The sequence below is a fragment of the Mycobacterium sp. IDUB_5 genome (genome assembly GCF_055419565.1).
Genome location: NZ_JBVAXX010000006.1, coordinates 180,221 through 205,139, shown reverse-complemented (window position 1 = coordinate 205,139; position 24,919 = coordinate 180,221). Strand labels below are relative to the sequence as shown.

Here is a 24,919-nt window from a genome sequence, read left to right as displayed (position 1 = left end):
CCGGGGCCTTGGTCGCGGCCTTCTTGGCCGGGGCCTTGGTCGCGGCCTTCTTGGCCGGAGCCTTGGTCGCAGCCTTCTTGGCCGGCGCCTTCTTTGCCGCCTTGCGGGCGGTGCTCGATGCGGTCACTCCGCGCTTGACGGCGGGACCCTCGGCCGGAAGCTTCTGCGCACCGGAGACAACAGCTTTGAACTGAGCGCCGGGGCGGAAGGCCGGAACGGACGTGGGCTTGACCTTGACCGTCTCACCCGTGCGGGGGTTGCGGGCAACACGGGCGGCGCGGCGGCGCTGCTCGAAGACACCGAAGCCGGTGATCGTCACGCTGTCACCCTTGTGCACGGCGCGCACGATGGTGTCGACGACGTTCTCCACGGCGGCGGTCGCTTGCCGACGATCCGAGCCCAACTTCTCCGTGAGTACGTCGATGAGCTCTGCCTTGTTCATGCAAAACCTCCGGGAACTGTGGTCCTCTCTGGACCGACTAGAGGACACGGTAAACCCATTACCCGTTGATTTCCAAGAGCCACGCGCAATTTCAGGCCGCGTCAGCGAACTTTTTTCAATCCGCTTGGCCCCCTTCGGGTCCTACCGGGCCGCCGCAAAAGTGGATTGCAGAGCGGATATTTCACCGCGCAAGCCTGCCGTTCAGGACGTCAGAGTACGCGGTTTCCACTCTGGGCGGTGCGCCTCGTAATCCTCGATCTGATCGAGTTTCCGCAGCGTAAGGCCTATATCGTCGAGTCCTTCGAGCAGACGCCACGCGGTGTAGTCATCAATCTTGAAGGGCACCACCATCGTTTCGGCGGCGATGGTCCGATCTTGAAGATTGACAGTGATTTCCGTGCCCGGCCGCTGCTCGATGATTTTCCACAACAATTCCACATCGTCTTGTGCGACTTCGGCCGCCAACAGTCCGGCCTTGCCGGCGTTGCCCCGGAAAATGTCAGCGAATCGTGACGAGATGACCACCCGGAAGCCGAAGTCCATCAGCGCCCAGACCGCGTGTTCGCGCGACGAACCGGTCCCGAAATCGGCCCCCGCCACCAGAACCGAACCGCGGTCGAACGGCGACTGATTGAGCACGAACGACGGATCGTTGCGCCAGGCCGCGAACAAACCGTCCTCGAATCCCGTGCGGGTCACGCGTTTCAGATAGACCGCCGGGATGATCTGGTCGGTGTCGACATTGGTGCGGCGCAGCGGCACGCCGATCCCGGTGTGGGTGGTGAAGGCTTCCATGTCAGCGTCTCCGTTTTTCAGTGTGTGGGCGCGGGGATCAGATCGGCCGGGGACGACAGGGTGCCCCGGACGGCGGTCGCGGCGGCGACTGCCGGCGACACCAGGTGTGTGCGACCACCTTTGCCTTGCCTGCCCTCGAAATTGCGGTTCGACGTCGAGGCACAGCGCTCGCCGGGGGCGAGCTGATCGGGGTTCATGCCCAGGCACATCGAGCAGCCGGCCTGGCGCCACTCCGCGCCTGCGGCGGTGAAGATCTCGCCGAGACCTTCGGATTCGGCCTGAGCGCGCACCCGCATGGAGCCGGGCACGATCAGCATCCGGACGCCGTCGGCGACAGATCGATCGCGAAGCACGTCGGCCACCACCCGCAGGTCCTCGATCCGGCCGTTGGTGCAGGAGCCGACGAACACCGCGTCGACCGGGATGTCGCGCATGGGGGTACCCGCCGCGAGACCCATGTATGTCAACGCCTTTTCGGCAGTCTCCCGCTGGCTGTCGTCGAACATCGCTTCCGGATCGGGTACCGCGCCCGACAACGGCACCCCTTGGCCGGGGTTGGTGCCCCAGGTGACGAACGGGCTCAGCGTCGAGGCGTCGATGTGGACCTCGGTGTCGAATTCGGCGCCCTCGTCGGTGCGGAGCTCACGCCATGCGGCCACCGCGTCGTCCCACGCGGCACCCGTCGGCGCGTGCTGGCGCCCCTTCAGGAACGCGAAGGTGGTGTCGTCCGGTGCCACCATGCCGGCGCGAGCGCCCGCCTCGATGCTCATGTTGCAGATCGTCATCCGGCCTTCCATGGACAGCGATTCGATGGCGCTGCCCCGGTATTCGATGACGTGTCCCTGCCCGCCGCCGGTTCCGATCTGCGCGATCACCGCGAGGATGATGTCCTTGGCGCTGACGCCGGGCGGCAGTTCGCCGTCGACGGTGACGGCCATGGTCTTGAACGGCCGCAACGGAAGTGTCTGGGTGGCCAGCACATGTTCGACTTCCGACGTACCGATGCCCATGGCCAAGGCGCCGAACGCCCCGTGGGTCGAGGTGTGGCTGTCACCGCACACGACGGTCATGCCGGGCTGCGTGAGACCCAGCTGCGGACCGATGATGTGGACGATGCCCTGCTCGGCATCCCCCATCGGATGCAGACGGATCCCGAACTCGGCGCAGTTGCGGCGCAACGTCTCCACCTGAGTCCGGGACACCGGGTCGGCGATCGGCTTGTCGATGTCGACGGTAGGCACGTTGTGGTCCTCGGTGGCGATCGTCAGGTCGGGCCGCCGCACCGGCCGTCCCGCCATCCGCAGCCCGTCGAATGCCTGGGGGCTGGTCACCTCGTGCACGAGGTGCAGATCGATGTAGATGAGATCCGGTTCGCGGGCATCACCCTCACCGTTGCCCGCGACGACGACGTGATCACTCCACACCTTCTCGGCGAGAGTCCGCGGGTTGTTCGCGATGTCCATTGACCATCTCACAATCTGGGAAGCTAGTATCTCCTTGTGAGACAGGATAGCGGTATCGGCGTGCTCGACAAAGCGGTGGCCGTCCTGCACGCGGTCGCCGAGTCCCCCTGCGGTCTGGCCGATCTGTGCGATCGCACCGCCCTGCCCCGCGCGACCGCACACCGGCTTGCCGTCGGACTGGAGACGCACCGGCTGCTCGCGCGCGACGCCGACGGGCAGTGGCGCCTGGGCCCAGCGCTCGCCGAGCTCGGCAGCCACGTCCGCGACCCACTCGTGTCGGCGGGCGCCGTGGTGTTGCCCCGCCTGCGCGAACTCACCGGTGAGAGTGTGCAGCTGTACCGAAGGGACGGGACTGCACGCATCTGCATCGCCGCGCTGGAACCGCCTGCCGGTCTTCGGGATACGGTGCCGATCGGCGCGCGTCTGCCGATGACGGCCGGCTCGGGGGCCAAGGTACTGCTGGCATACGCCGACCCCGCCACCCAGCGCACCGTCCTTGCCGATGCGGCGTTCACCGACCGCGCGCTCGCCGAGGTGCGCAAGCGCGGCTGGGCGCAGAGCGCGGCAGAACGGGAACCCGGGGTGGCGAGCGTGTCGGCGCCGGTCCGCGACGGCCGCGGCGCCGTGGTCGCCGCTGTGTCGGTGTCCGGGCCGATCGACCGGATGGGACGGCGTCCGGGCGCGCGCTGGGCGGCCGATCTGGTGGCCGCCGCCGACGCCCTGACCCGGCGGCTCTGAAGGCCCCGACATGAAAAACTCGCAGGCCTTCAAGGCCTGCGAGCAGATGTACCCCCGATGGGATTCGAACCCACGCTACCGCCGTGAGAGGGCGGCGTCCTAGGCCGCTAGACGACGGGGGCTAGAACTCTTTCCGGACGGTCAGCATAGCCGAGACACACAGTGCTGACCTAATCCGCACATTGGCTGGGGTACCAGGACTCGAACCTAGAATGGCTGAACCAGAATCAGCTGTGTTGCCAATTACACCATACCCCATTGGCAGCCCGTCACCGCAGGTCACGGGCCATTTTGCGGCCCCAGCGCCTCGCGATGGTGCCGCGTTGCGCCGTTGTCCGGGCCGACGAGCACACTACCAAAGATTTCCGGGTGCTTTCTCCACCCCCGTCACACCGCCGCCGCAGCATGGTCTCGGCCTGCTCGCAGCCGCGCCAGCGTGCGGTCACGCCCCAGCAGCTCCAGCGATTCGTAGAGCGGCGGGCTCACCGACGAGCCGGTCACCGCGACGCGGACGGGTCCGAACGCCTTGCGGGGCTTGAGTTCGAGCCCGTCGATCAGCGCGACCTTGAGCGCCTCCTCGATCTGCGGACTGCTCCACTCCCCGAGCGCCTCGAGAACGCCCAGGGCGGCCTCGAGAACCGGCACCGCGTCGGGCCGCAGTTCCTTGCCTGCCGACTTCTCGTCGAGCGCGAAGGACCCGTCGTCGAGGAACTTGAGGAGCCCCCAGGCGTCGCCGAGAACCACGATGCGCGTCTGCACCAGTGCGGCCGCTTCGGCGAAGGCGGCGTCGTCGAGCCCGGTGTCGTGGTCGTGGGCGCGGAAATACTCGCCCAGGCGGCGGGTGAACTCGTCGGTCTCGAGCATCCGGATGTGCTCGGCGTTGAGTGCGTCGGCCTTCTTCTGGTCGAATCGGGCCGGATTGGAGTTCACGTCGGCGACGTCGAACGCCGCGACCATCTCCTCGATGCTGAAGATGTCCCGGTCGTCAGCGATCGACCAGCCCAGCAGCGCAAGATAGTTGAGCAGGCCCTCGGGAATGAATCCGCGCTCACGGTGCAAGAACAGATTGGACTGCGGGTCGCGTTTGGACAGCTTCTTGTTGCCCTCGCCCAGCACCGGCGGCAGGTGAGCGAACCGAGGCGCGCCGTCGGCGATGCCGAGCCGTTCGAGCGCGGCGTAGAGCGCCAGCTGCCGCGGGGTCGAGGGCAGGATGTCTTCACCCCGCAACACGTGGGTGATCTTCATCAGCGCGTCGTCGACCGGATTCACCAACGTGTACAACGGTTCTCCGTTGCCCCGCGTCAGCGCGAAGTCCGGGATCGAGCCCGCGGGAAAGGTCGTCTCTCCCCGCACCAGGTCGTCCCACGTGATGTCGGTGTCGGGCATCCGCAGCCGGATGACCGGCGAGCGGCCCTCGGCACGCAACTCCGCCCGCTGCTCGTCGGTGAGGTCGCGATCGAAGTTGTCATAGCCCAGCTTCGGGTTGCGCCCCGCCGCGAGATGCCGAGCCTCCACCTCCTCTGCGGTGGAGAACGCCTCATAGGCCTCCCCCGCCTCGAGCAGTCGCGCCAGAACATCGGTGTAGATCTCACGCCGGCCCGACTGCCGGTACGGCTCGTACGGCCCGCCGACCTCTGGCCCTTCGTCCCAGTCGAGGCCGAGCCACCGCAGCGCATCGAGCAGCGCCCGATAGCTGTCATCACTGTCACGCGCGGCATCGGTGTCTTCGATGCGAAACACGAAGGTGCCGCCGGTGTGCCGGGCGTAGGCCCAGTTGAACAACGCGGTACGGATCAACCCGACATGGGGGGTGCCCGTCGGAGACGGACAGAACCTGACTCTGACGTTCGGCGGGACGGTCACGATTTTCCTTTGCGCACAACGGGATTGGTGAGTGTTCCGATGCCTTCGACGCTGATGCTGACGCTGTCGCCGTGCTCGAGGGGGCCCACACCCTCGGGCGTTCCGGTCAGGATCAGGTCCCCGGGCAGCAGCGTCATGACCGCCGAGATCCACTCGATGATCGCGCCGATGTCATGGATCATCAACGATGTTCGGCTGCGCTGCTTGACCTCACCGTTGACCTCGGTGCGGATCTCGAGATCGGACGCGTCCACATCGGTGACGATCCAGGGGCCGACCGGACAGAACGTGTCGTGGCCCTTGGCGCGCATCCACTGGCCGTCCTTCTTCTGCTGATCACGTGCCGACACGTCGTTGGCGATCGTGTAACCGAGGATGTTCTCCGCGGCGCGCGAGGCAGGCACGTCCTTGCACGGACGGCCGATGACGGCGGCCAGTTCGCCCTCGAAGTGCACCGGATGGGCGTCGGCGGGGAGCTGGATCGGCGTGCGGGGTCCGATGATCGCGGTGTTGGGCTTGAGGAAGATGATGGGATCCTCGAAGGTGCCGCCGCCCATCTCCTCGATGTGGGCGGCGTAGTTCTTGCCCATGCAGACGACCTTGCTGGCCAGGATCGGCGCCAGCATGCGGACGTCGGCCAGCGGCCACTGCCGGCCGGTGAATGTCGGTGTGCCGAACGGGTGCTCGGCGATCTCACGGGCGATCGCCTCCCCGGGCTCGTCGACCGGCCCTTCGATGGAGACAAAGGCCACACCATCAGGGCTGGCGATTCGACCAAGACGCATGGCAGTCAGCCTAGCGCCAGCACCCCGCGCGCAAGCGGGCGCACAGCCGACGCGAAGCGGGTCTCAATATGTGAGATATCAGTTCAATAATGTGAGATGCCCGTGCCACCATGGCGGTATGGACACCTCCTCGATCAGCACCGCGCGGCGCTGGTCCATGTTGATCGTCGCCCTGGCCGCCACGTTGTGCGCCAACGTCTTCATCAACGGTGTGGCCTTCCTCATACCGACGCTGCATCGTGAGCGCGGCCTGGATCTCGCACAGGCAGGACTGATGTCAGCGCTGCCCAGCCTGGGCATGGTGGTGACCCTGATCGCGTGGGGTTACGTCGTCGACCGGTTCGGCGAGCGGACGGTGTTGACCCTGGGTTCGGCGTTGACCGCCGCCGCCGGCTTCGGTGCGGCAGCCGCGGACTCGCTGCCGACGGTCGGAGTCTTCCTCTTCCTGGGCGGGATGGCGGCAGCGAGCAGCAACACCGCCAGCGGCCGCTTGGTGGTCGGCTGGTTCGACGCGGAAAAGCGTGGTCTGGTGATGGGCATCCGTCAGACCGCCCAGCCGCTGGGCGTCGGCGTCGGCGCGCTGGTGATTCCCCGACTGGCCGAATCCAGCGGGGTGTCGGGCGCGCTGCTGTTCCCTGCTGCCGTCTGCGCGGTCTCGGCGGTCATCTGCGCCGTCGCGGTGCTGGACCCGCCGAGACCGGCGCGCGCCGAGGCCAGTGAGACCGACCTCGCCAACCCCTACCGAGGGTCCAAACTGCTGGTTCGCATCCATCTGACCTCTCTGTTGCTGGTGGCGCCGCAGGCGATGGTGTGGACCTTCACGCTGGCCTGGTTGATCACCGACAGGGGCTGGTCCGCCGGCTCCGCGGGCGCGATGGTCACCGTCGCGCAATTGCTGGGTGCCGGCGGACGAATCGCGGCCGGGCGGTGGTCGGACTTCGCCCTACGGCGTTCTGCAGACGTGCTGAGCTCGCGGATGAGACCCATACGCACGATCGCCGCAGCCGCGTCGGTGTCGATGGGGCTGCTGGCGCTGACCGATTGGCTGGACTCCCCCGCCAGCATCGCGCTCATGATCGTCGCGTCGGTGGTCACGGTGTCGGACAACGGGCTGGCCTTCACCGCCATCGCCGAGGTCGCCGGCCCGTTCTGGAGCGGGCGCGCCCTGGGCACGCAGAACACCACCCAGCTGCTGACCGCGGGCGTCACTCCGCCGCTGTTCGGCGCGCTCATCACCGCGGCCGGCTACCCCACGGCCTTCGCGGTGTGCGCGCTGTTCCCCTTGCTGGCGATTCCGTCGGTGCCTGCGACGCGTTCGAGGTTCTCGGCACAGCGCAGCAGCGACTCCGCGAGCTGACGGCGCTCTGCCGCCGGCATGCCCTCTGTCATCGACGCGTCGACAGCGCTGACCGCGTCGTGCGCCGCGGCCAACCGCGCCTGTCCCTCGACGGTGAGCTCCAGCGCACGCGCGCGGCCCGGTCGGCTCGTTGCGGCGTCGGCGATCAACCTCCCGCCCCGCAGGGCGCCGAGGAGGTCCTGCAGCGACTGCCGGGTCACGAAACACAACCGGGCGAGTTCGGCGGCCGACGCGTCTGGATGATCAGCGAGCGCGCGCAGCACCGCGTACTGGGACATCGACAGCCCGGTGGGCCGCAACGCCGAATCACAGCGGCGCCGCAGCGACTGCTGGACCCGTTTGACCAGATATCCGACCGCGTCTTCCACATCCGTCATGACAGGAACCTTACACAGGTGTACGGTTGCTTTGTAAGGAAGCTGACATAAGGAGGACAGATGCCCACGATTCAGACGAACAGCCCCTGGACCACCCTGATCAACGTGTTCACCGTCGCCCCGGAGCGCGCGGAGGCGCTCGCCGGCGTGCTCACCCGCGCCACCGAGGAGGTGATGCGCCATCTGCCGGGCTTCGGCTCTGCCAGCATCCACATCAGCCGCGACCGGACCCGCGTGGTGAACTACGCACAGTGGGACACCGCGGAGTCATTCGTCGCGATGCAATCGAATCCGGCTGCGCGAGAACACATGACGGTGGCCGCCGAGATCGCCGACGACTTCCAGCCGCATCTCTACGACGTGGCGTCGGTGCACGAACGCGACTGACGCCGGCGCGGGAGCAGCACCAGGGCGGCAACCAGGAAACAGAGCGCACCGACGAAGGTGCCGAGGTTGGCCAGCCTCTCGTCCTCGGTGACGCCTGTCGTGCGCACGAACGCAGCACCGGCCGACACGGCGAACGCCACACACCCGATCATGTTGATCACAGCGGAACGCCAGTCGCGGGACTGCAGATCGATCAGCGCGCCCACCGCCGCCATGCCGAGGACGCCACTGACCAGAAATGCCGTGGACCCGAAAACGTCGGGTACCCAGACATAACGCCGCTCACTGGCGACCGCATGCGCCCACACCGACGCCCCTGTGCTGAGGTTGAACAGCACGGTCCCGACGAATTGCACTGCCGCGCTGAACCATTCCGAGCTATGTGCACGGTCGCTGCGGAACAGTTGAATCCAGGCCGCAGTCGTGAAGAACCACGACCCGCAAAAGCACAGCAGATTCGCTCCGCCCGCACCCAGCCACGCCGGGACACCGGGCGCGGTCGCCAGCGCGAACAGCGACGAGCCGACGACGAACAGCCAGCACTGCGCAGACAGTGTGGCCAGCCGCCGGATGGCTACAGCTTTCCGAGGATGCGCTCGCCGACCTGGGCGGTGGTCAGCGACTGATCACCCCGGGTCGCGAGATGCTCGGCGACCGCCGCGTCGACACGGGCCGCCGCGTCGAGCTCACCGAGGTGGGCCAAGAGCAACGACACGCTCATGATCGCCGCCGTCGGGTCCGCGATGCCCTGCCCGGCGATGTCGGGTGCGCTGCCGTGCACGGGCTCGAACATCGACGGATTGGTCAGCGTCGCATCGATGTTGCCGCTGGCCGCCAGCCCGATGCCACCGCACACCGCCGCGGCGAGGTCGGTGATGATGTCACCGAACAGATTGTCGGTGACGATGACGTCGAACCGGCCGGGATCGGTGACCATGTGGATCGTCGCCGCATCGACGTGCTGGTAGGCCACCTCGACGTCCGGATACTCCGCAGCCACGGACTGCACGGTGCGCCACCACAGCGATCCGGCGTGGGTCAGCACATTGTTCTTGTGCACCAGGGTCAGATGCTTACGGCGGCTCTGCGCACGATGGAACGCGTCGAGCACCACACGGCGCACGCCGTAAGCGGTGTTGACGCTGACCTCGGTCGCGATCTCGTGGGGGGTGTCCACCCGGATCGCACCGCCGTTGCCGGTGTAGGGACCCTCGGTGCCCTCGCGCACGACGACGAAGTCGATCTCCGGGTCGCCGGCCAGCGGACTGCGCACACCGGGGTACAGCCGGCCCGGGCGCAGGTTGACGTGGTGGTCGAGCTCGAAGCGGATACGCAGCAGCAGACCGCGTTCGAGCACCCCGCTGGGCACCGAAGGGTCACCGATCGCCCCGAGCAGGATCGCGTTGTGCGCCTTGAGTTCGTCGAGGACCGAGGCGGGCAGCACCTCGCCTGTCTTGTGGTACTGGCGCGCGCCGAGTTCGTACTCGGTCTTCTCGACTCCGGGGCGGACGGCGTCGAGCACCGTGAGCGCCTGACCGATCACCTCCGGACCGATCCCGTCGCCGCCGATCACCGCGAGTTTCAACGGAGCGCTCATGTCAGGTCGACCACTTCCAATGTCGCAGCGTTGACGTCCCGGCCGATGGTGGCCAGAACGTCGTCGGGCACGTTCCGGTCCAGGCGCAGCATGATCGTCGCACCCTGACCGTCGGCGTCCTGGCTGAGCTGGGCGGCCAGGATGTTGACCTCGGCGCTGCCGAGCAGCGTGCCGATCTTGCCCAGCGCGCCGGGTTGGTCGTCATAGTTGACGATCAGGTTCACGCCTTCGGCACGCAGATCGAGGTTGCGGCCATTGATCTGGACGATCTTCTCGACCTGCTGCGGACCCGACAGCGCGCCGGCCACGTTGACCGTGCTGCCGTCGGCGGCCACGGCGCGGACGTCGACGACGCTGCGGTGGTTCGGGCTCTCCGATTCGGTGTCGATGGACGCTTCGACGCCGCGCTCGGCGGCCAGCGCCGGGGCGTTGACGAAGGTGACCGGATCCTCGATGACCGCTGAGAACAGACCGCGCAACGCCGAGAGGCGCAGCACCTCGACCTCCTCGCTGGCCAGCTCGCCGCGCACCTGGACGCAGAGGTTCGTGGGCAGCTCTGCAGACAGCGCACCGACGAGCAGCCCGAGCTTGCGGACCAGATCCAGCCACGGCGCGACCTCTTCGCCGACTGCGCCGCCGCCGACGTTGACCGCGTCGGGCACGAACTCACCGGCGAGCGCGAGCTTGACGCTGGCGGCCACGTCGGTGCCGGCGCGATCCTGGGCCTCGGTCGTCGATGCGCCGAGGTGCGGCGTCACCACCACCTGGGGCAGCTCGAACAGCGGGCTGTCGGTGCACGGTTCTGTGGCGAACACGTCCAGACCGGCACCGCGCACATGACCGCTCGTGATCGCGTCGGCCAGCGCCTGCTCGTCGATGAGTCCGCCTCGCGCGGCGTTGACGATGATGACGCCCTGCTTGGTCTTGGCCAGCGCATCCTTGCCGATCAGCCCTGCCGTCTCCTTGGTCTTGGGCAGGTGCACCGAGATGAAGTCTGCGCGGGCGAGGAGCTCGTCGAGGCTGAGCAGCTCGATGCCGAGCTGCGCCGCGCGGGCGTGCGAGACGTAGGGGTCGTAGGCGGTGATGTGGGCGCCGAACGCGGCCAGCCGCTGGGCCACCAGCTGGCCGATCCGTCCGAGGCCGACGACGCCGACCGTCTTGCCGAAGATCTCGGTGCCGGAGAACGACGACCGCTTCCACGTGTGCGCGCGCAGGGTGGCGTCGGCGGCCGGGATCTGACGGGCCGCCGACAGCAGCAGCGCGAGCGCGTGCTCGGCGGCGCTGTGGATGTTGGAGGTGGGGGCGTTGACGACCAGCACACCGCGGGCGGTGGCGGCGTCGACGTCGACGTTGTCCAGTCCCACACCGGCGCGGGCGACGATCTTCAGCTTGGGCGCTGCGGCCAGGACCTCGGCGTCGACGGTGGTGGCCGAGCGCACCAGCAGCGCGTCGGCTTCGGCGACGGCGGCCAGCAGCTTCTCCCGGTCCGGGCCATCGACCCAACGGACCTCCACCTGGTCGCCCAACGCTTCGACGGTCGAGGGGGCCAGCTTGTCGGCGATCAATACCACGGGCAGACTCACGAGGCCTCAGCCTAGTGGGCTGTAATGATCGGGTGGTGAGCGGGGAAAGCGGCACCAACGTCACGGTCGTCGGAAGCGGGCCCAACGGGCTGGCTGCCGCGGTGATCTGCGCACGGGCCGGCCTGTCGGTCCGGGTGATCGAGGCCCAGCCCACCGCCGGCGGCGGCGCTCGCTCGGCGCCCGACCCGGAGTATCCCGGCGTCGTCCACGACATCTGCTCGGCCGTTCACCCGTTGGGGGTGGCCTCCCCCTTCTTCGCCGAGTTCGATCTCGCGGCGCGCGGCGTGGAGCTGCGCACCCCGGAGGTGTCGTATGCGAACCCGCTGCCCGACCGGCCGGCCGCGGTCGCCTACCGCTCGTTGGAGCGCACCTGCGCGGAATTGGACGACGGCGCCTCCTGGCGGCGCCTGTTCGGCCCGCTGACCGAGCACGTCGACGGGGTGCTGGGCTTCTTCCTCGGCGACAAGCGGTCGCTGCCACCGGACCTGCTGACCACGGTGCGCGCTGGGGTGCGGGTCCTGGCGATGGGCAGCCCGGCGTGGGGCCTGCTGCGCGGCGAGGACGCCCGCGCGCTGTTCACCGGCGTTGGCTCGCACGCCATCTCGCCGATGCCCTCCCCCGTCAACAGCGGGGCGGGCTTGATGCTCGGGACGGTGGCGCACACAGCGGGATGGCCGGTGCCCGTCGGCGGCACGCAGGTGATCGCCGATGCCCTGATCGCGGATCTGGTGGCTCACGGCGGCGAACTGGTCCTCGGCGAACCCGTGTCCACGCCGCCCGGCGGGGTCGTCATCTGGGACACCGCCCCGACGGCCCTGCTCGACATCTACGGCGATGCGGTGCCGGCGAGATACGCACAAGCGTTGCGGCGTTATCGATTCGGTCCTGGAGTCTGCAAGGTGGACTTCGTGTTGTCCGGCGAGATTCCCTGGCGCGACCCACGTCTGGCGCAGGCGGGCACCCTGCACATGGGTGGCACGCGTGCGCAGATGGCACTCGCCGAGGCCGAAGTCGCCGCGGGCCGCCATGCCGAGTGGCCGATGACACTGGCCGCGCTGCCGCATGTGGTCGATCCGTCCCGTATCGATGACCAGGGTCGCCGCCCGCTGTGGACCTACGCGCACGTGCCCGCGAATTCGACCGCCGACCTCACCGAGACGATCACCGGACTGTTCGAGCGTGCCGCGCCCGGCTTCCGCGATCTCGTGGTCGCCGCGCGGTGCGTGCCGGCCGCCCGGATGGCCGACCACAACGCGAACTACGTCGGCGGTGACATCATCGTCGGCGGCGCAACGCTGTTCGCTGCCATGGTCGGACCCACTCTGCGGCTGAACCCGTGGACGACGCCGATTCCCAGGGCGTACCTGTGTTCGTCGGCGACGCCACCGGGCACCGGTGTGCACGGGATGGCCGGCTACTACGCGGCACGCACGGTGCTACGCCGTGAATTCGGCATCACCACGATGCCGCGCCTCGCGCCCTGATTCCGCGAAGGTCGATCGCGAAGACTTCTCGAAATCGAGTAGTCCAATACTCATTCCCGGACAGCAAAGTCGTCATACGCTCCCCGCGTACGTAAACAGGCCATTCTGGCGAACAGGGGAGAAACTCGTGTCGTTTTCAAAATCTACCATTGGCGGACGGCATCGCCGGGCGTCCGACACATCATCGCGCACGAGGTTGATCGCCTGTGCCACAACGTCTATCGGCGCACTCGCGATAGCGGGTGGCGTTGCTGGCGGCATCGCACCTCCCGCGAGCCCGATTATTGGTTCCGCGGTTGCAGCAAAGGCGAGCAGCCAACAACCGCGTCACGCGTCGGGCGTCGTTCCCGCCGCGGACCTCGCCGTTGCCCTAGCCGCCCTGACGACCGGGACGCCCTGCGGTGCCGGGTCGCGTGCCGCGGCGCCCGCCAACGTGACGCCCACCGAGATCCCGGTGACCGGCGCGCTGTCCGACTTCATCAGCTCGACCGGCACTCGCGCCCCGCGGCATCTCCGGATCGTCGAGTCCACCATCGTGTCCGCACCGCTGCCGAAGACATCGATACGAAATCGGTCCGACGACAACGCAGCTGACACGACGCGCATCGCATCGGCCACGCTCGCCGGTCCCGACGGCGTCAGGGTGGGGCTGCTGTTCACGTTCACCAAGACCGCCGAGGGCCTGACCGTGGTCGACCGATTCGGCGTGATGTGGATCGGCAACGGCGCAGACGGCGTGCTGCCGGGAGAGGCCGGACAGGACGGCGGGCGACTGTTCGGCAACGGCGGCAATGGCGCCGACGGTCTCGACGGCACAGCTACAACGGGTCCCACAGCCGGTGGAAATGGCGGGAAGGGCGGTCTGTTCGGTGGAACAGGCGGCAGCGGCGGCAAGGGCGGAGACGGCGCTACCGATGAATTTGGCGTCGCGAGTGCCGGTGCGAAGGGCGGCAACGGCGGCGCGGGCGGCCGCTTCAAGGGCGACGGCGGTGACGGCGGTGAGGGCGGCCTCGGCGGGAACGCCGTGTTCGGTCCCGGCGCGAACGGCGGCAACGGAGGCAGTGGCGGCAAAGCCGGTCTTTTCTCGGGCACCGGCGGCGACGGCGGGGCAGGAGGCGGAGGCGGCGAAGGTAGCTTCGGGGCGGGGACCCCGGCGACTGCGGGCGGAAACGGCGGCAGCGGCGGTAGCGGTGGTGCCGGTGCCGCCTTCGGCGGTGACGGCGGCGCCGGCGGTGCAGGCGGCGGCGGGGGTGACGGCGGCGACGGAAGCAACAGCGGGTCTGCCCCGAGACCCGGCGCGAGAGGCGCTGACGGTGGTGCGGGCGGAACCGGCGGAACGGGAGGCGCTGCCGGCGGGAGCGGAACCGGTGGCGACGGCGGCCTCGGTGGCGGGGGCGGCCGAGGAGGCATAGGCGGCACGGGCAACGTGACCAAGCCTGGCGGAGAGGGCGGCACCGGCGGCGAAGGCGGTTACGGAGGAGACGGTGGCGCCGGGACGTCGCGGGGCGCAGACGGCCAGGGCGCGACGGGTGGCCCCGGCGGCTCCGGTGGTCGCGGCGGACATGGCAACTCGCCGGATGGCAACTCCAACGCCGGCAATGAAGGAACCCCGGGCACCGGCGGCCACGCCGGACAGGCTGGCAGCGGGCGTGACGGTGGCGCCGGCGGCAGCGGTGGCACCGGCGGCACCCCCGGCGCCGGCACATAGGGCGCCACCTGTCACCCTGCGAACGCTTTCGGTGTAGTTCGTCACGCCCAGCGTGACGAACTACACCGAAATCACGGCGAAATCAGGCGGTTTCGGTGATCGGGCGATCGACCCAGCTCATCAGGTCGCGCAGCTTCTTGCCGGTGACCTCGATCGGGTGCTCGGCGTTCTCCTTGCGCAGGCCCTCGAGTTCCTTGTTGCCACCCTCGACGTTGGCGACCAGCCGCTTGACGAACGTGCCGTCTTGGATGTCCTTGAGGATGTCCTGCATCCGCTTCTTGGTGTCGGCATCGATGACCCGCGGGCCCGACAGGTAGCCGCCGAACTCCGCGGTGTCGGACACCGAGTAGTTCATGCGCGCGATGCCGCCCTCGTACATCAGGTCGACGATCAGCTTGAGCTCGTGCAACACCTCGAAGTACGCCATCTCCGGCGCGTAGCCCGCCTCGACCATGACCTCGAAGCCGGTCTTGACCAATTCCTCGGTGCCGCCGCACAACACGGCCTGCTCACCGAAGAGGTCGGTCTCGGTCTCTTCCTTGAAGGTGGTCTTGATGACACCGGCGCGCGCGCCACCGATCGCCTTCGCGTAGGACAGTGCGAGCGCCTCGCCCTCACCCTTGGGGTCCTGATCGACGGCGATCAGACAGGGCACGCCCTTGCCGTCGACGAACTGCCGGCGGACCAGGTGGCCCGGGCCCTTGGGCGCGACCATGCCGATCGTGACGTTGGCCGGCGGCTTGATCAGACCGAAATGGATGTTCAGGCCATGGCCGAAGAACAGCGCATTGCCGTCTTCGAGGTTCGGCTCGATGTCGTTCGTGAAGATCTCTGCCTGCGCGGTGTCCGGCGCGAGGAGCATGATGACGTCGGCCCACTTGGCCACCTCGGCCGGGGTATCGACGTCGAGGCCCTGCTCGGTGACCTTCTCGCGGGACTTCGACCCCTCCTTGAGGCCCACCTTCACCTGCACCCCGGAGTCGCGCAGGCTCAGTGAATGCGCGTGCCCCTGGCTGCCGTAGCCGATGACGGCGACCTTGCGGCCCTGGATGATCGACAGGTCCGCGTCGTCGTCATAGAACATCTCAACTGCCATTGTCGTGGATCTTCTTTCTACTCTGTGCTTTTCAGCTACTTGGTGCCGATTCCGCGGGGGCCACGCGACAGCGACACCACACCGGACTGGACGATTTCTCGGATACCGTACGGCTCCAGGACGCGTAGCAGCGCCTCGAGCTTGGCCGGGGTACCGGTGGCCTCGACGGTCAACGACTCGTTGGACACGTCGACGACCTTGGCGCGGAACAGGTTCACGGCTTCGATGACCTGACCGCGGGTGGTGGCATCGGCGCGCACCTTGATCAGTGCGATCTCCCGCGACACCGCGTTGTCCTCGTCCTGCTCCACGATCTTGATCACGTTGACGAGCTTGTTGAGCTGCTTGGTGATCTGCTCGAGCGGCGAATCCTCGACGTCGACGACGATCGTCATCCGCGAGAGGTCCTTCTGCTCGGTGGCACCAACAGCCAGCGAGCAGATGTTGTAGCCGCGCCGTGAGAACAGCGACGCCACGCGAGCGAGCACGCCGGGCTTGTCCTCGACGAGCACCGACAGGGTGTGGATGGTGCTCATCAGAGCCCTCTCTTCTTCGCGCAAGCGCTCATCAGGCGTGCCCCTCTTCGTTGTCGAACAGCGGTCGGATTCCGCGCGCCGCTTGGATCTCGTCGTTGCTGGTACCTGCGGCGACCATCGGCCACACCTGAGCATCAGCGCCGACGACGAACTCGATGACCACCGGGCGGTCGTTGATCTCGCGCGCCTGACGGATCACGTCGGCGACGTCCTCTTCGCGCTCGCAGCGCAGCGCGACACAGCCCAGCGCCTCGGAGAGCTTCACGAAATCGGGGATGCGACGGGTGTGGGTGGCCAGATCGGTCTGGCTGTAGCGCTCTTCGTAGAACAGCGTCTGCCATTGCCGCACCATGCCGAGGTTGCCGTTGTTGATCAGCGCGACCTTGATCGGCACACCTTCGATGGCGCAGGTGGCCAGTTCCTGATTCGTCATCTGGAAGCAGCCGTCTCCGTCGATGGCCCACACCTCGGCCTCCGGGCAACCCATCTTGGCGCCCATCGCCGCGGGCACCGCGTAGCCCATCGTGCCGAGACCGCCGGAGTTGAGCCACGTCTTGGGCTTCTCGTATTTGATGAACTGCGCTGCCCACATCTGGTGCTGTCCCACGCCGGCCACGTAGATCGCGTCGGGGCCGGCGATCTTGCCCAGCGTCTCGATCACGTACTCCGGCGACAGGCTGCCGTCGCTTTGCGGTCCGTAGCTCAGCGGATAGGTCGACTGGATTCCGCTCAGGTACTCCCGCCAGTTGTCCAGCGGGGTCGAGCCGAGATCACTGTCGCGCCGGAGAGCCTCGATCAGATCGGTGATGACCGCCTTCACGTCGCCCACGATCGGCACGTCGGCGTGGCGGTTCTTGCCGATCTCGGCGGGATCGATGTCGGCGTGGATCACTTTGGCTTCGGGCGCAAAGGAATCCAGCTTGCCGGTCACCCGGTCGTCGAAGCGGGTGCCCAGCGCGATCAGCAGATCGCTGCGCTGCAGCGCCGCCACCGCAGCCACCGTGCCGTGCATACCGGGCATGCCGAGGTTTTGCGGATGGCTGTCGGGGAACGCGCCGCGGGCCATCAGCGTGGTGACCACCGGGATGCCGGTGAGCTCGGCCAACGCCAGCAGCTCCTCGGACGCCTCGCCGCGGATGACGCCGCCGCCGACGTAGAGGACCGGCTTGCGGGCGGCCGCGATCAGCTTGGCGGCCTCACGGATCTGCCGGTTGTGCGGCTTGGTGTTCGGCTTGTAGCCGGGGAGTTCGAACTTCGGCGGCCAGGCGAAGGTGCACTGGCCCTGCAGCACGTCCTTGGGGATGTCCACGAGCACCGGGCCGGGCCGGCCGCTGGAGGCGATGTGGAACGCCTCGGCGATGACGCGCGCGATGTCGTCACCGTTGCGGACCAGGAAGTTGTGCTTGGTGACGGGCATGGTGATGCCGGAGATGTCGGCTTCCTGGAAGGCGTCGGTGCCGATGAGGCTGCGGCCGACCTGACCGGTGATGGCCACCACCGGGATCGAGTCCATGTAGGCATCGGCCAGTGGGGTCACCAGGTTGGTGGCGCCGGGGCCCGAGGTGGCCATGCACACACCGACGCGGCCGGTGGCGTGGGCGTAGCCGCTGGCGGCGTGACCGCCGCCCTGCTCGTGCCGGACCAGCACGTGGCGCAGCTTCACCGAGTCGTAGAGCGGGTCGTAGACGGGCAGCACCGCACCGCCGGGGATGCCGAAGATGACGTCGACGTCGAGTTCCTCGAGGGCACGGATGACGGCTTGTGCGCCGGTGAGCTGAAGTGGCGCAACGTTTTTGGGTTGCGGCGTAGTGGGGGCGGCGGTACGAGTCCCGTTGGCCGGGGTCGCCGGCTGCTCAGGTGCTCGCGTGGTGGGTGCGCTCACGGTGTCCTCTTGTGTCCTGTCCGGCCTGTGTGGCTTGGGTAGATCTTCTCAAATCAGTGCTGGGGCAACAAAAAACCCCCGTCAGCCGGGAGGCTGAGCGAGGGTTGCGCGTCGATGCGGTTGTGCTATGCCCGGACCAGGGCTAGCGCGGCATCAACGCGCAACCCAATTACTACGAGAGAGTCCAGGACCTGCATAGCTCCCGACGGTAGCTCGCGAACTGGACTTCGGTCAAATTCCCAGCTCCGCCGGGGTCGGTCTAATTTCCCACCTCCCCCGGAATGGGATGATGGGCAGATGGCATCCACCGCGTCGCCCGCCCCGGTCGTGATCCGCATATCCCCCATGGCGCATCTCGCCGTCGCCCTTTTCGCGCTGGCCCTGCTGTCCATCGTGTTCGCCGGGCCCGGCTGGTTCGCCGTTCTGTTGGTGGTCCCCGTCGCGCTGTCGGTCGCGGTCGCGCGCTACCGCACGGTCGCCGACCGCGACACCGTCACCGCACGCACCCTGTTCGGGACGCAGACGATGCGCTGGGAGGACATCGACGGGCTGCGCTTCGGCAAGAAAGCCTGGGCTCTGGCGCGGCGCACCGACGGCAGCGAGACCGCGCTGCCTGCCGTCACCTTCGCGAGCCTGCCCGTGCTGACGGCCGCGAGCGGCGGCCGGGTGCCGAATCCCTACGAGTAGCGCTCAGGTCAGCGGGTTCGCGCCGTTGAGCAGCACCCAGATCGCGACGCCGGCGCCGATTCCGAGAACCAACGCGGCGAAGCAGCCGAGGAACGGCCGGCGAGCCCATCCACGCCCGGCGTCGAGGCCGTAGCGCCCGGGCCCGGTGAGGATGATCGCCGCGACCGCCGCGACGAGAAGGACCTGGTACTCGTGGCCGTCGGTGAGGAACGCCGACAGTCGCGCATCGTTGTGGGCCTCGACCGCCTCGGCGAGCACCCCGTTGATCAGGTAGGCCAGCGCGCCCGCCGCCGCCACCGGAGTGAACAGCCCCAGCACCAGCAGGATGCCGGCCGCGATCTCGCCGCCCGCTGCGATGTAGCCCAGGATGTCGGCGTACCGGAACCCCACGCCGTCGAGGTAGTCGCGGAATCCGCCCAAGCCGGGACCGCCCCACAGCCCGAACAGGTTCTGCAGACCATGACCCACCAGCAGGGCGCCGACGGCGACGCGCAGCACCAGCAGACCGAGGTCCTGGGTGCCGCGGCGATCCCGCGCGCGATCCTCGTCGAAGACGCCGACCTCGGTCGGCGCTACCGCCGGCGACCCGTAGGAGCCGGGTGCGAGACCGGCGCTCGGCTGCACGTACGGGAGGGGTTCGGCGTCGCCCAACAGCCCGAACGGTTGCTGATCGGACGGTTTGGCGGTGTCGTAGCGTGGGATCGCCGTGGTCTCGAAGTCGCCGCCGTAGTGTTCCGAGGGCAGATCGTCCTCGGGGTCCACCAGACGCGCCGACGCAGGCCGGCCACTCGAGTCGGCGGGCCGCTGCCAGGGTTGCGAGTCATGCGGGCTGGTCACACCAGTCAGGGTAAGTGCTGCTCAGGTCGTGGCCGGGAATTCGCTCGGCGCGCCCGACCACGTGTTTTCGCGCTGGTGAGGACTCCCCGACCAGGTGGGCGCGCGGGCGCCGTGGCGAGCACTGCGCAACGATCCGTAATCTGGCTCGCATGAGTCGACGCCGCTCGATGCGGACCGCCACGGTGGTGGCCAGTGCTGCGCTGATCGGCATCACCGGCTGCGCGCGCTTCGATTCGGCCCAGTCGCAGCCCTACACGACGGAGCCGCAGATGGCGCCGGGCGCCACCTCGACGCCGCCTCCCCCGCCGCCCCTGCCCGCTCAACCGTTCCCCAAGCAGTGCCCCGCCCCCGGGGTGATGCAGGGCTGCCTGGACAGCACCAGCGGGCTGATCATGCTGCCGGACAGCCAGTCGGCGCTCGTCGCCGAACGGGTCACCGGCGCGGTCAAGCAGGTCGCCACGAAGGCCGAGCCGTTCGTCAAGATGACGATCCCGGTCGACGGCAGCGGCGATGGCGGGCTCATGGACATCGTGCAGTCGCCCACCTACCAGCAGGATCGGCTGACCTACGCCTACATCAGTACGCCGACCGACAACAGGGTGGTGCGCATCGCCGACGGTGACGTGCCCAAGCCGATCCTGACCGGCATACCCAAGGGCGCTACCGGCAACTCGGGGTCACTCGTGTTCACCAGCCCCACCACGCTGATGGTGCAAACCGGCGACGCAGGCGATCCCGCGCTGGCATCGGATCCCAGTTCGATGGCGGGCAAGCTGCTCCGCATCGAACAGCCCACCACGGTCAACCAGGCACCCACCACCACCGCGCTGTCGGGCCTGGGGCCCGGTGGGGGTATGTGCATCGACCCGTCCGACGAATCGCTGTACGTCACCGACCGCACACCGACCGGCGACCGGCTGCAGCGCATCACCAAGGACTCGAAGGTGTCGACGGTGTGGTCCTGGCCGGACCGCCCCGGGGTGGCCGGCTGCGCCGCGCTCGACGGCACCGTGCTGGTGAACCTCGTCAACACCAAGCAGACCGTCGCGGTGCGGATGGCGCCCGACACCGGCGCGGTGACCGGCGAACCCGAGGTGGTGCGCCAGGACCAGCACGGTCACGCCTGGGCGCTGCAGGTCGCACCCGACGGCAACATCTGGGGTGCCACGGTCAACAAGACCTCCGGGGACGCCCAGAAGCTCGACGACGTGGTGTTCCCGCTGTTCCCGCAGGGCGGCGGCTTCCCGCGGGCCAACGACGAAAAGACCTAGAACGACTCAGGTCTGGCTGGGCCCGGACCCCGGCAGGCGCAGGATCAGACGCGTACCGCCGAGCGGACTGTGCTCCAACGTCGCTGTGCCGCTGTGGATTTCAGCCTGCTGAGCGACGAGCGCCAACCCCAGGCCTGAACCGGAGCGCGACGCGGTGGACCCCCGGTGGAAGCGTTGGAAGACTTCCTGACGTTCCTCGTCGGGCACACCGGAACCGTTGTCGTCCACGGCGATCTCGACGCCGTCGGCCGAACTGATCACGCTGAGCTGGACGCGCGTGGCACCGCCGTGCTTGACGGCGTTGGCGATCGCGTTGTCCACCACCAACCGCAGACCCGCCGGCATGCCGAGCATCAGCACCGTCGTGGACGAGGCGAGGGTGACCTCCAGCCCCGGGTAGTTGTGCATGGCGTCGTGGGCGGCGCGGTCGAGGAGTTCGGCGACATCGAGGGGGACGAAGTCGGCCGTCGTGGTCAGCTCGCCTTGGGCCAGCCGCTCGAGCGCCGACAGCGTCGCCTCGATACGCGTCTGCGTGCGCATGACGTCACCGATGACCTCGCGGCGCTGCTCCGGGCCCAGGTCGAGGGTCATCAGCACCTCGAGGTTGGTGCGCATGGCCGTCAGTGGGGTGCGCAGTTCGTGCGAGGCCACCGCGGCGAAGTCACGCGCTGATTCCAGCGCCGCCCGGGTCCGCTGCTGCTCGTCACCGATGCGCGCGAGCATCCCCTCCACCGCCTCGGAGATCTCGACGGCCTCCCACACCCCGCGCACCTGCACCTCGTCGGGGTTGGACTGGGCATTGATGGCGCGCGCCTGCTGGGCGAGCAGCCGGAACGGGTTGACCATGATCAACCCGATCACCCACCCCACCAGCAACGTGGCCAGGATCACGCCCGCGCAGATCCAGAACACCCGCCAGTGCAGCGAGTCGATCCGGGCCTTGGTGTCGGCCAGCGGCGCACCGAGTGCGATCGACGCGGACCCGGTGGTGATCGTGCGGATGCGGTACTCGACGCCGCCGATGGTCGCGTCCGCGTACCCGTTGGGCAGCTCCGGCAGCGTGATCTCGGGCGGCATCGAGACGGCGACGGGGCCGATGCGCGCAGTCCGCACTAGTCCGCCCTCGGCCGGTTCCGGTCCGACTCCCTCTTGCGCGCTGCGCAGCAGCGTGTTGACGTCGCCGAGGCTCGACAGTGAGTCCAGCCGCCGGTCGAGCTGGTCGTACTGGTCGTTGGTGACGCCCACCCACACCCAGATGCCGAGGGTGAGAACCAGGATGATCACGCCGACCTGGGCCAGGATGACGATCGAGCGCAGCGACAGCAGCCGCAACGGGTGCGAGAGCAGGCGCAGTACCAGGTCCTGGGCGCGCGTCATCGGAGCGTCAACTGCAGGCGGCCATGACCAGCTCGCGCACGCGCGCGGCGTCCGCCTGCCCCTTGGTCGCCTTCATCACCGCGCCGACGATCGCGCCGGCAGCGGCGACCTTGCCGCCTCGGATCTTCTCGGCGATGTCGGGATTGGCGGCCAGCGCCTCGTCCACCGCGGATTGGATCAGCGAGTCGTCGCGGACCACCGCGAGACCGCGCGCGGTCATCACCTCGTCGGGTTCACCCTCACCGGCCAGCACACCCTCCACGACCTGGCGGGCGAGCTTGTTCGAGAGCTTGCCGTCGTCGACGAGTTCGACCACTGCGGCCACCTGGGCGGGGGTGATGGCGAGCGCGTCGAGCTCGACCCCTTGCTCGTTCGCCTTCTGCACCAGGAAGTTTCCCCACCAGGCACGTGCGGCGTCGCTGGAGGCCCCGTGCTCGACGGTGGCCGTGATCAGGTCCAGCGCCCCGATGTTGACCAGGTCGCGCATCACCTCGTCGGAGATGCCCCAGTCCTGCTGAACTCGCTTGCGCGACAACCACGGAAGTTCGGGGATGGTGGCGCGCAGCCGCTCGACGAGGTCATCGCTCGGGGCGACAGGCTCGAGATCCGGTTCCGGGAAGTACCGGTAGTCCTGCGCGGTCTCCTTGCTGCGCCCCGGCGAGGTGTAACCGTCCTCGTGAAAGTGCCGGGTCTCCTGGGTCACCGTGCCGCCGGACTCCAGAACCGCTGCCTGCCTGCGCATTTCGTAACGCACCGCGACTTCCACACTCTTGAGCGAGTTGACGTTCTTCGTCTCGGTGCGGGTACCGAACTCGGCTCGGCCGATCGGCTTGATCGAGACGTTCGAGTCGCAGCGCATCGAGCCCTGATCCATCCGCACATCGGATACGTCCAAGGCGCGCAACAGGTCTCGCAATGCGGTCACGTACGCCCGGGCGATCTCGGGGGCGCGCTCACCGGTGCCTTCGATCGGCTTGGTGACAATCTCGATCAACGGCACGCCGGAGCGGTTGTAATCGGCCAGCGAGGTCGTGGCGCCGGCGATGCGACCGGTGTCACTGCCCAGGTGGGTCAGCTTGCCGGTGTCCTCCTCCATGTGCGCGCGCTCGATCTCCACGCGCCACGTGCTGCCGTCGTCGAGCGGAACGTCGAGGTATCCGTTCACCGCGATCGGCTCGTCGTACTGGCTGATCTGGTAGTTCTTCGGCTGGTCGGGATAGAAGTAGTTCTTGCGGGCGAACCGGCCCCACGGCGCGATCTGGCAGTTGAGCGCGAGGCCGATGCGGATCGCGGACTCGACCGCGGCCCCGTTGAGCACCGGCAGCGAGCCCGGCAACCCGAGGCACACCGGGCACACCTGGGTGTTGGGTTCGCCGCCGAAGCGGTTCGGGCAACCGCAGAACATCTTGGTCTGCGTGGAGAGCTCGACATGCACCTCGAGGCCCAGCACCGGCTCGTAGGCGGCGATGACCTGGTCGTAGTCCAGCAGCGGTGCGGTGGCCGAGGTCACGGAAGACATGGCCCCGATCCTAGTGGGTCACTTTTCCCCGGCGAGCAGACGCGAACTCGCGTGGTTTCGCGGCGAGTCGCGCGAGTTCGCGTCTGCTCGCCGGGAAAAGTCAGCCGAAGAACTCCGCGGCGTCGTCGTAGCGGCTCTGCGGCACCAGCTTGAGTTGACGCACCGCGTCGCCCAGAGGGACCCGACCGATGTCCTGCCCGCGCAGCGACACCATCATCCCGAACTCCCCGGCATGCGCGGCGTCGGCGGCGTTGACGCCGAACCGGGTGGCCAGCACGCGATCGTAGGGCGTGGGGGTGCCGCCGCGCTGGACGTGCCCGAGCACCGTGACCCGGACCTCCTTGTTGATCCGCTTCTCGACCTCGATAGCCAGTTGCTGGGCGACCCCGGTGAAGCGCTCGTGGCCGAACTCGTCAGTGCCACCCTGCTTCAGCGACATCGATCCCTCGGCCGGCTTGGCGCCCTCGGCGACCACGCAGATGAAGTGCGAATCTCCGCGCACGAAGCGCTGTTTGACCAGCCGGCAGACTTCCTCGACGTCGAACGGCTGCTCGGGGATCAACGTCATGTGGGCACCCGAGGCCAGGCCCGCGTTCAGCGCGATCCAGCCGGCGTGGCGACCCATGACCTCGACCAGCATCACCCGCTGATGGGACTCTGCGGTGCTGTGCAACCGGTCGATGGCGTCGGTGGCGACGTGCAGCGCGGTGTCGTGGCCGAACGTGACGTCGGTGCAGTCGATGTCGTTGTCGATCGTCTTCGGCACGCCGACGACGGGGACGTTCTCTTCCGACAGCCAGTGCGCCGCGGTCAGCGTGCCCTCGCCGCCGATGGGGATCAGGACGTCGATGCCGTTGTCCTCGAGTGTCTGCTTGATCTGATCGAGGCCGGCGCGCAGTTTGTCGGGGTTGACCCGCGCCGTGCCGAGCATCGTGCCGCCCTTGGCGAGCAGCCGGTCGTTGCGGTCGTCGTTGCGCAGCTGGATGCGGCGGTCCTCGAGCAGGCCGCGCCAGCCGTCCTGGAAGCCCACCACCGACGAGCCGTACCGCACGTCGCAGGTGCGCACCACGGCCCGGATCACCGCGTTCAGGCCAGGACAGTCACCACCGCCGGTCAGCACTCCGATACGCATGGT

The 24,919-nt window shown here is 68.3% G+C and carries 23 protein-coding genes and 2 tRNA genes; 7 read left to right on the top strand and 18 right to left on the bottom strand.

From position 1 onward, the window contains the following. From ACZY1G_RS20945 to leuC, 3 genes are all read right to left on the bottom strand, one after another. A partial coding sequence (locus ACZY1G_RS20945) for an HU family DNA-binding protein (protein ID WP_463823517.1) occupies window positions 1-442 on the bottom strand: 442 nt, incomplete at its 3' end. Between the two features lie 201 nt (window positions 443-643). Continuing rightward, window positions 644-1,237 (bottom strand): 3-isopropylmalate dehydratase small subunit, encoded by a 594-nt coding sequence (leuD, locus tag ACZY1G_RS20940; RefSeq protein ID WP_463816954.1) that lies wholly within the window; start codon window positions 1,235-1,237, stop codon window positions 644-646. Window positions 1,238-1,254: 17 nt separating this feature from the next. Next, complete coding sequence (gene leuC, locus ACZY1G_RS20935; protein WP_463816955.1) at window positions 1,255-2,700, bottom strand: 3-isopropylmalate dehydratase large subunit; 1,446 nt, start codon at window positions 2,698-2,700, stop codon at window positions 1,255-1,257. 36 nt (window positions 2,701-2,736) lie between these two features. Between leuC and ACZY1G_RS20930 the strand changes: the two genes are divergently transcribed. Then, window positions 2,737-3,438, top strand: coding sequence for an IclR family transcriptional regulator (locus ACZY1G_RS20930; protein WP_335333765.1), 702 nt, complete (start codon window positions 2,737-2,739; stop codon window positions 3,436-3,438). A 49-nt stretch (window positions 3,439-3,487) separates the two neighbouring features. Here the strand turns inward: ACZY1G_RS20930 and ACZY1G_RS20925 are convergent. The 4 genes from ACZY1G_RS20925 to ACZY1G_RS20910 form a co-directional block, all read right to left on the bottom strand. Continuing rightward, window positions 3,488-3,560, bottom strand: a tRNA-Glu gene (locus ACZY1G_RS20925). A gap of 61 nt (window positions 3,561-3,621) precedes the next feature. Then, window positions 3,622-3,696: transfer RNA gene (locus ACZY1G_RS20920), tRNA-Gln, on the bottom strand. Window positions 3,697-3,825: 129 nt separating this feature from the next. After that, on the bottom strand, window positions 3,826-5,301 hold the full coding sequence (gene gltX / locus ACZY1G_RS20915) for a glutamate--tRNA ligase (protein ID WP_463816956.1): 1,476 nt from the start codon (window positions 5,299-5,301) through the stop codon (window positions 3,826-3,828). After that, window positions 5,298-6,086 (bottom strand): fumarylacetoacetate hydrolase family protein, encoded by a 789-nt coding sequence (locus ACZY1G_RS20910; protein WP_463816957.1) that lies wholly within the window; start codon window positions 6,084-6,086, stop codon window positions 5,298-5,300. Before ACZY1G_RS20910 ends, gltX begins: the two co-directional genes overlap by 4 nt. 118 nt (window positions 6,087-6,204) lie before the next feature. Here ACZY1G_RS20910 and ACZY1G_RS20905 point away from each other — a divergent pair, with 118 nt between their 5' ends. Then, the gene (locus ACZY1G_RS20905) at window positions 6,205-7,443 is read left to right on the top strand and encodes an MFS transporter (protein ID WP_463823516.1); all 1,239 of its coding nucleotides are present in this window, start codon (window positions 6,205-6,207) and stop codon (window positions 7,441-7,443) included. On the opposite strand, the gene ACZY1G_RS20900 is transcribed toward ACZY1G_RS20905, so the two are convergent. Next, complete coding sequence (locus ACZY1G_RS20900) at window positions 7,332-7,820, bottom strand: MarR family winged helix-turn-helix transcriptional regulator (protein WP_463816959.1); 489 nt, start codon at window positions 7,818-7,820, stop codon at window positions 7,332-7,334. The genes ACZY1G_RS20905 and ACZY1G_RS20900 overlap by 112 nt on opposite strands. 60 nt (window positions 7,821-7,880) lie before the next feature. Between ACZY1G_RS20900 and ACZY1G_RS20895 the strand changes: the two genes are divergently transcribed. Next, on the top strand, window positions 7,881-8,207 hold the full coding sequence (locus tag ACZY1G_RS20895) for an antibiotic biosynthesis monooxygenase family protein (RefSeq protein ID WP_463816960.1): 327 nt from the start codon (window positions 7,881-7,883) through the stop codon (window positions 8,205-8,207). Here ACZY1G_RS20895 and ACZY1G_RS20890 read toward each other — a convergent pair. The 3 genes from ACZY1G_RS20890 to serA are packed head-to-tail and all read right to left on the bottom strand — an operon-like array spanning window position 8,174 to window position 11,387. Then, the gene (locus ACZY1G_RS20890) at window positions 8,174-8,779 is read right to left on the bottom strand and encodes a hypothetical protein (RefSeq protein WP_463817197.1); all 606 of its coding nucleotides are present in this window, start codon (window positions 8,777-8,779) and stop codon (window positions 8,174-8,176) included. The genes ACZY1G_RS20895 and ACZY1G_RS20890 overlap by 34 nt on opposite strands. A gap of 2 nt (window positions 8,780-8,781) precedes the next feature. Next, window positions 8,782-9,792: a 3-isopropylmalate dehydrogenase gene (locus tag ACZY1G_RS20885; protein WP_463823653.1), complete on the bottom strand. Its 1,011-nt coding sequence runs from the start codon at window positions 9,790-9,792 to the stop codon at window positions 8,782-8,784. Window positions 9,793-9,800: 8 nt separating this feature from the next. Beyond that, window positions 9,801-11,387 carry a phosphoglycerate dehydrogenase gene (serA, locus tag ACZY1G_RS20880; RefSeq protein ID WP_463816961.1) on the bottom strand — a complete coding sequence of 529 codons (1,587 nt, stop codon included), beginning with the start codon at window positions 11,385-11,387 and terminating at the stop codon, window positions 9,801-9,803. A 35-nt stretch (window positions 11,388-11,422) separates the two neighbouring features. Between serA and ACZY1G_RS20875 the strand changes: the two genes are divergently transcribed. Beyond that, the gene (locus tag ACZY1G_RS20875; protein ID WP_463823515.1) at window positions 11,423-12,871 is read left to right on the top strand and encodes a phytoene desaturase family protein; all 1,449 of its coding nucleotides are present in this window, start codon (window positions 11,423-11,425) and stop codon (window positions 12,869-12,871) included. Between the two features lie 433 nt (window positions 12,872-13,304). Further along, a complete protein-coding gene (locus ACZY1G_RS20870) occupies window positions 13,305-14,579 on the top strand; it encodes a hypothetical protein (RefSeq protein WP_463816963.1) in 1,275 nt (424 codons plus the stop codon). 82 nt (window positions 14,580-14,661) lie between these two features. Here the strand turns inward: ACZY1G_RS20870 and ilvC are convergent, their stop codons facing one another. Genes ilvC through ACZY1G_RS20855 form a run of 3 tightly spaced genes read right to left on the bottom strand, consistent with a single transcriptional unit; the run spans window position 14,662 to window position 18,093 of the window. Beyond that, window positions 14,662-15,663, bottom strand: coding sequence for a ketol-acid reductoisomerase (ilvC, locus tag ACZY1G_RS20865; protein ID WP_335333537.1), 1,002 nt, complete (start codon window positions 15,661-15,663; stop codon window positions 14,662-14,664). Between the two features lie 47 nt (window positions 15,664-15,710). Continuing rightward, the gene (gene ilvN, locus ACZY1G_RS20860) at window positions 15,711-16,211 is read right to left on the bottom strand and encodes an acetolactate synthase small subunit (protein WP_335333531.1); all 501 of its coding nucleotides are present in this window, start codon (window positions 16,209-16,211) and stop codon (window positions 15,711-15,713) included. Window positions 16,212-16,242: 31 nt separating this feature from the next. After that, a complete protein-coding gene (locus ACZY1G_RS20855; RefSeq protein ID WP_463823514.1) occupies window positions 16,243-18,093 on the bottom strand; it encodes an acetolactate synthase large subunit in 1,851 nt (616 codons plus the stop codon). 297 nt (window positions 18,094-18,390) lie between these two features. Between ACZY1G_RS20855 and ACZY1G_RS20850 the strand changes: the two genes are divergently transcribed. Then, window positions 18,391-18,780: a PH domain-containing protein gene (locus tag ACZY1G_RS20850; RefSeq protein ID WP_463816965.1), complete on the top strand. Its 390-nt coding sequence runs from the start codon at window positions 18,391-18,393 to the stop codon at window positions 18,778-18,780. A gap of 3 nt (window positions 18,781-18,783) precedes the next feature. Here the strand turns inward: ACZY1G_RS20850 and ACZY1G_RS20845 are convergent, their stop codons facing one another. Then, on the bottom strand, window positions 18,784-19,617 hold the full coding sequence (locus ACZY1G_RS20845; protein ID WP_463823513.1) for a DoxX family protein: 834 nt from the start codon (window positions 19,615-19,617) through the stop codon (window positions 18,784-18,786). Between the two features lie 167 nt (window positions 19,618-19,784). Between ACZY1G_RS20845 and ACZY1G_RS20840 the strand changes: the two genes are divergently transcribed. Further along, a complete protein-coding gene (locus ACZY1G_RS20840; protein WP_463823652.1) occupies window positions 19,785-20,888 on the top strand; it encodes a PQQ-dependent sugar dehydrogenase in 1,104 nt (367 codons plus the stop codon). Window positions 20,889-20,894: 6 nt separating this feature from the next. On the opposite strand, the gene ACZY1G_RS20835 is transcribed toward ACZY1G_RS20840, so the two are convergent. The 3 genes from ACZY1G_RS20835 to ACZY1G_RS20825 form a co-directional block, all read right to left on the bottom strand. Then, a complete protein-coding gene (locus ACZY1G_RS20835) occupies window positions 20,895-22,265 on the bottom strand; it encodes a sensor histidine kinase (RefSeq protein WP_463816968.1) in 1,371 nt (456 codons plus the stop codon). 7 nt (window positions 22,266-22,272) lie between these two features. Beyond that, window positions 22,273-23,784 (bottom strand): Asp-tRNA(Asn)/Glu-tRNA(Gln) amidotransferase subunit GatB, encoded by a 1,512-nt coding sequence (gene gatB, locus ACZY1G_RS20830; RefSeq protein WP_463816969.1) that lies wholly within the window; start codon window positions 23,782-23,784, stop codon window positions 22,273-22,275. Between the two features lie 100 nt (window positions 23,785-23,884). Then, window positions 23,885-24,916: an ATP-dependent 6-phosphofructokinase gene (locus ACZY1G_RS20825; protein ID WP_463816970.1), complete on the bottom strand. Its 1,032-nt coding sequence runs from the start codon at window positions 24,914-24,916 to the stop codon at window positions 23,885-23,887. Between the last annotated feature and the right edge of the window lie 3 nt (window positions 24,917-24,919).

Excerpts from the sequence above, each read along its gene's own strand:
- ilvC (WP_335333537.1), bottom strand. The coding sequence starts at position 15,663 with ATGTTCTATGACGACGACGCGGACCTGTCGATCATCCAGGGCCGCAAG.
- ACZY1G_RS20895 (WP_463816960.1), top strand. The coding sequence starts at position 7,881 with ATGCCCACGATTCAGACGAACAGCCCCTGGACCACCCTGATCAACGTG.
- ACZY1G_RS20850 (WP_463816965.1), top strand. The coding sequence starts at position 18,391 with ATGGCATCCACCGCGTCGCCCGCCCCGGTCGTGATCCGCATATCCCCC.
- ilvN (WP_335333531.1), bottom strand. The coding sequence starts at position 16,211 with ATGAGCACCATCCACACCCTGTCGGTGCTCGTCGAGGACAAGCCCGGC.
- ACZY1G_RS20835 (WP_463816968.1), bottom strand. The coding sequence starts at position 22,265 with ATGACGCGCGCCCAGGACCTGGTACTGCGCCTGCTCTCGCACCCGTTG.
- ACZY1G_RS20900 (WP_463816959.1), bottom strand. The coding sequence starts at position 7,820 with ATGACGGATGTGGAAGACGCGGTCGGATATCTGGTCAAACGGGTCCAG.
- ACZY1G_RS20910 (WP_463816957.1), bottom strand. The coding sequence starts at position 6,086 with ATGCGTCTTGGTCGAATCGCCAGCCCTGATGGTGTGGCCTTTGTCTCC.
- gatB (WP_463816969.1), bottom strand. The coding sequence starts at position 23,784 with ATGTCTTCCGTGACCTCGGCCACCGCACCGCTGCTGGACTACGACCAG.
- ACZY1G_RS20905 (WP_463823516.1), top strand. The coding sequence starts at position 6,205 with ATGGACACCTCCTCGATCAGCACCGCGCGGCGCTGGTCCATGTTGATC.
- leuD (WP_463816954.1), bottom strand. The coding sequence starts at position 1,237 with ATGGAAGCCTTCACCACCCACACCGGGATCGGCGTGCCGCTGCGCCGC.
- leuC (WP_463816955.1), bottom strand. The coding sequence starts at position 2,700 with ATGGACATCGCGAACAACCCGCGGACTCTCGCCGAGAAGGTGTGGAGT.
- ACZY1G_RS20840 (WP_463823652.1), top strand. The coding sequence starts at position 19,785 with ATGCGGACCGCCACGGTGGTGGCCAGTGCTGCGCTGATCGGCATCACC.
- ACZY1G_RS20825 (WP_463816970.1), bottom strand. The coding sequence starts at position 24,916 with ATGCGTATCGGAGTGCTGACCGGCGGTGGTGACTGTCCTGGCCTGAAC.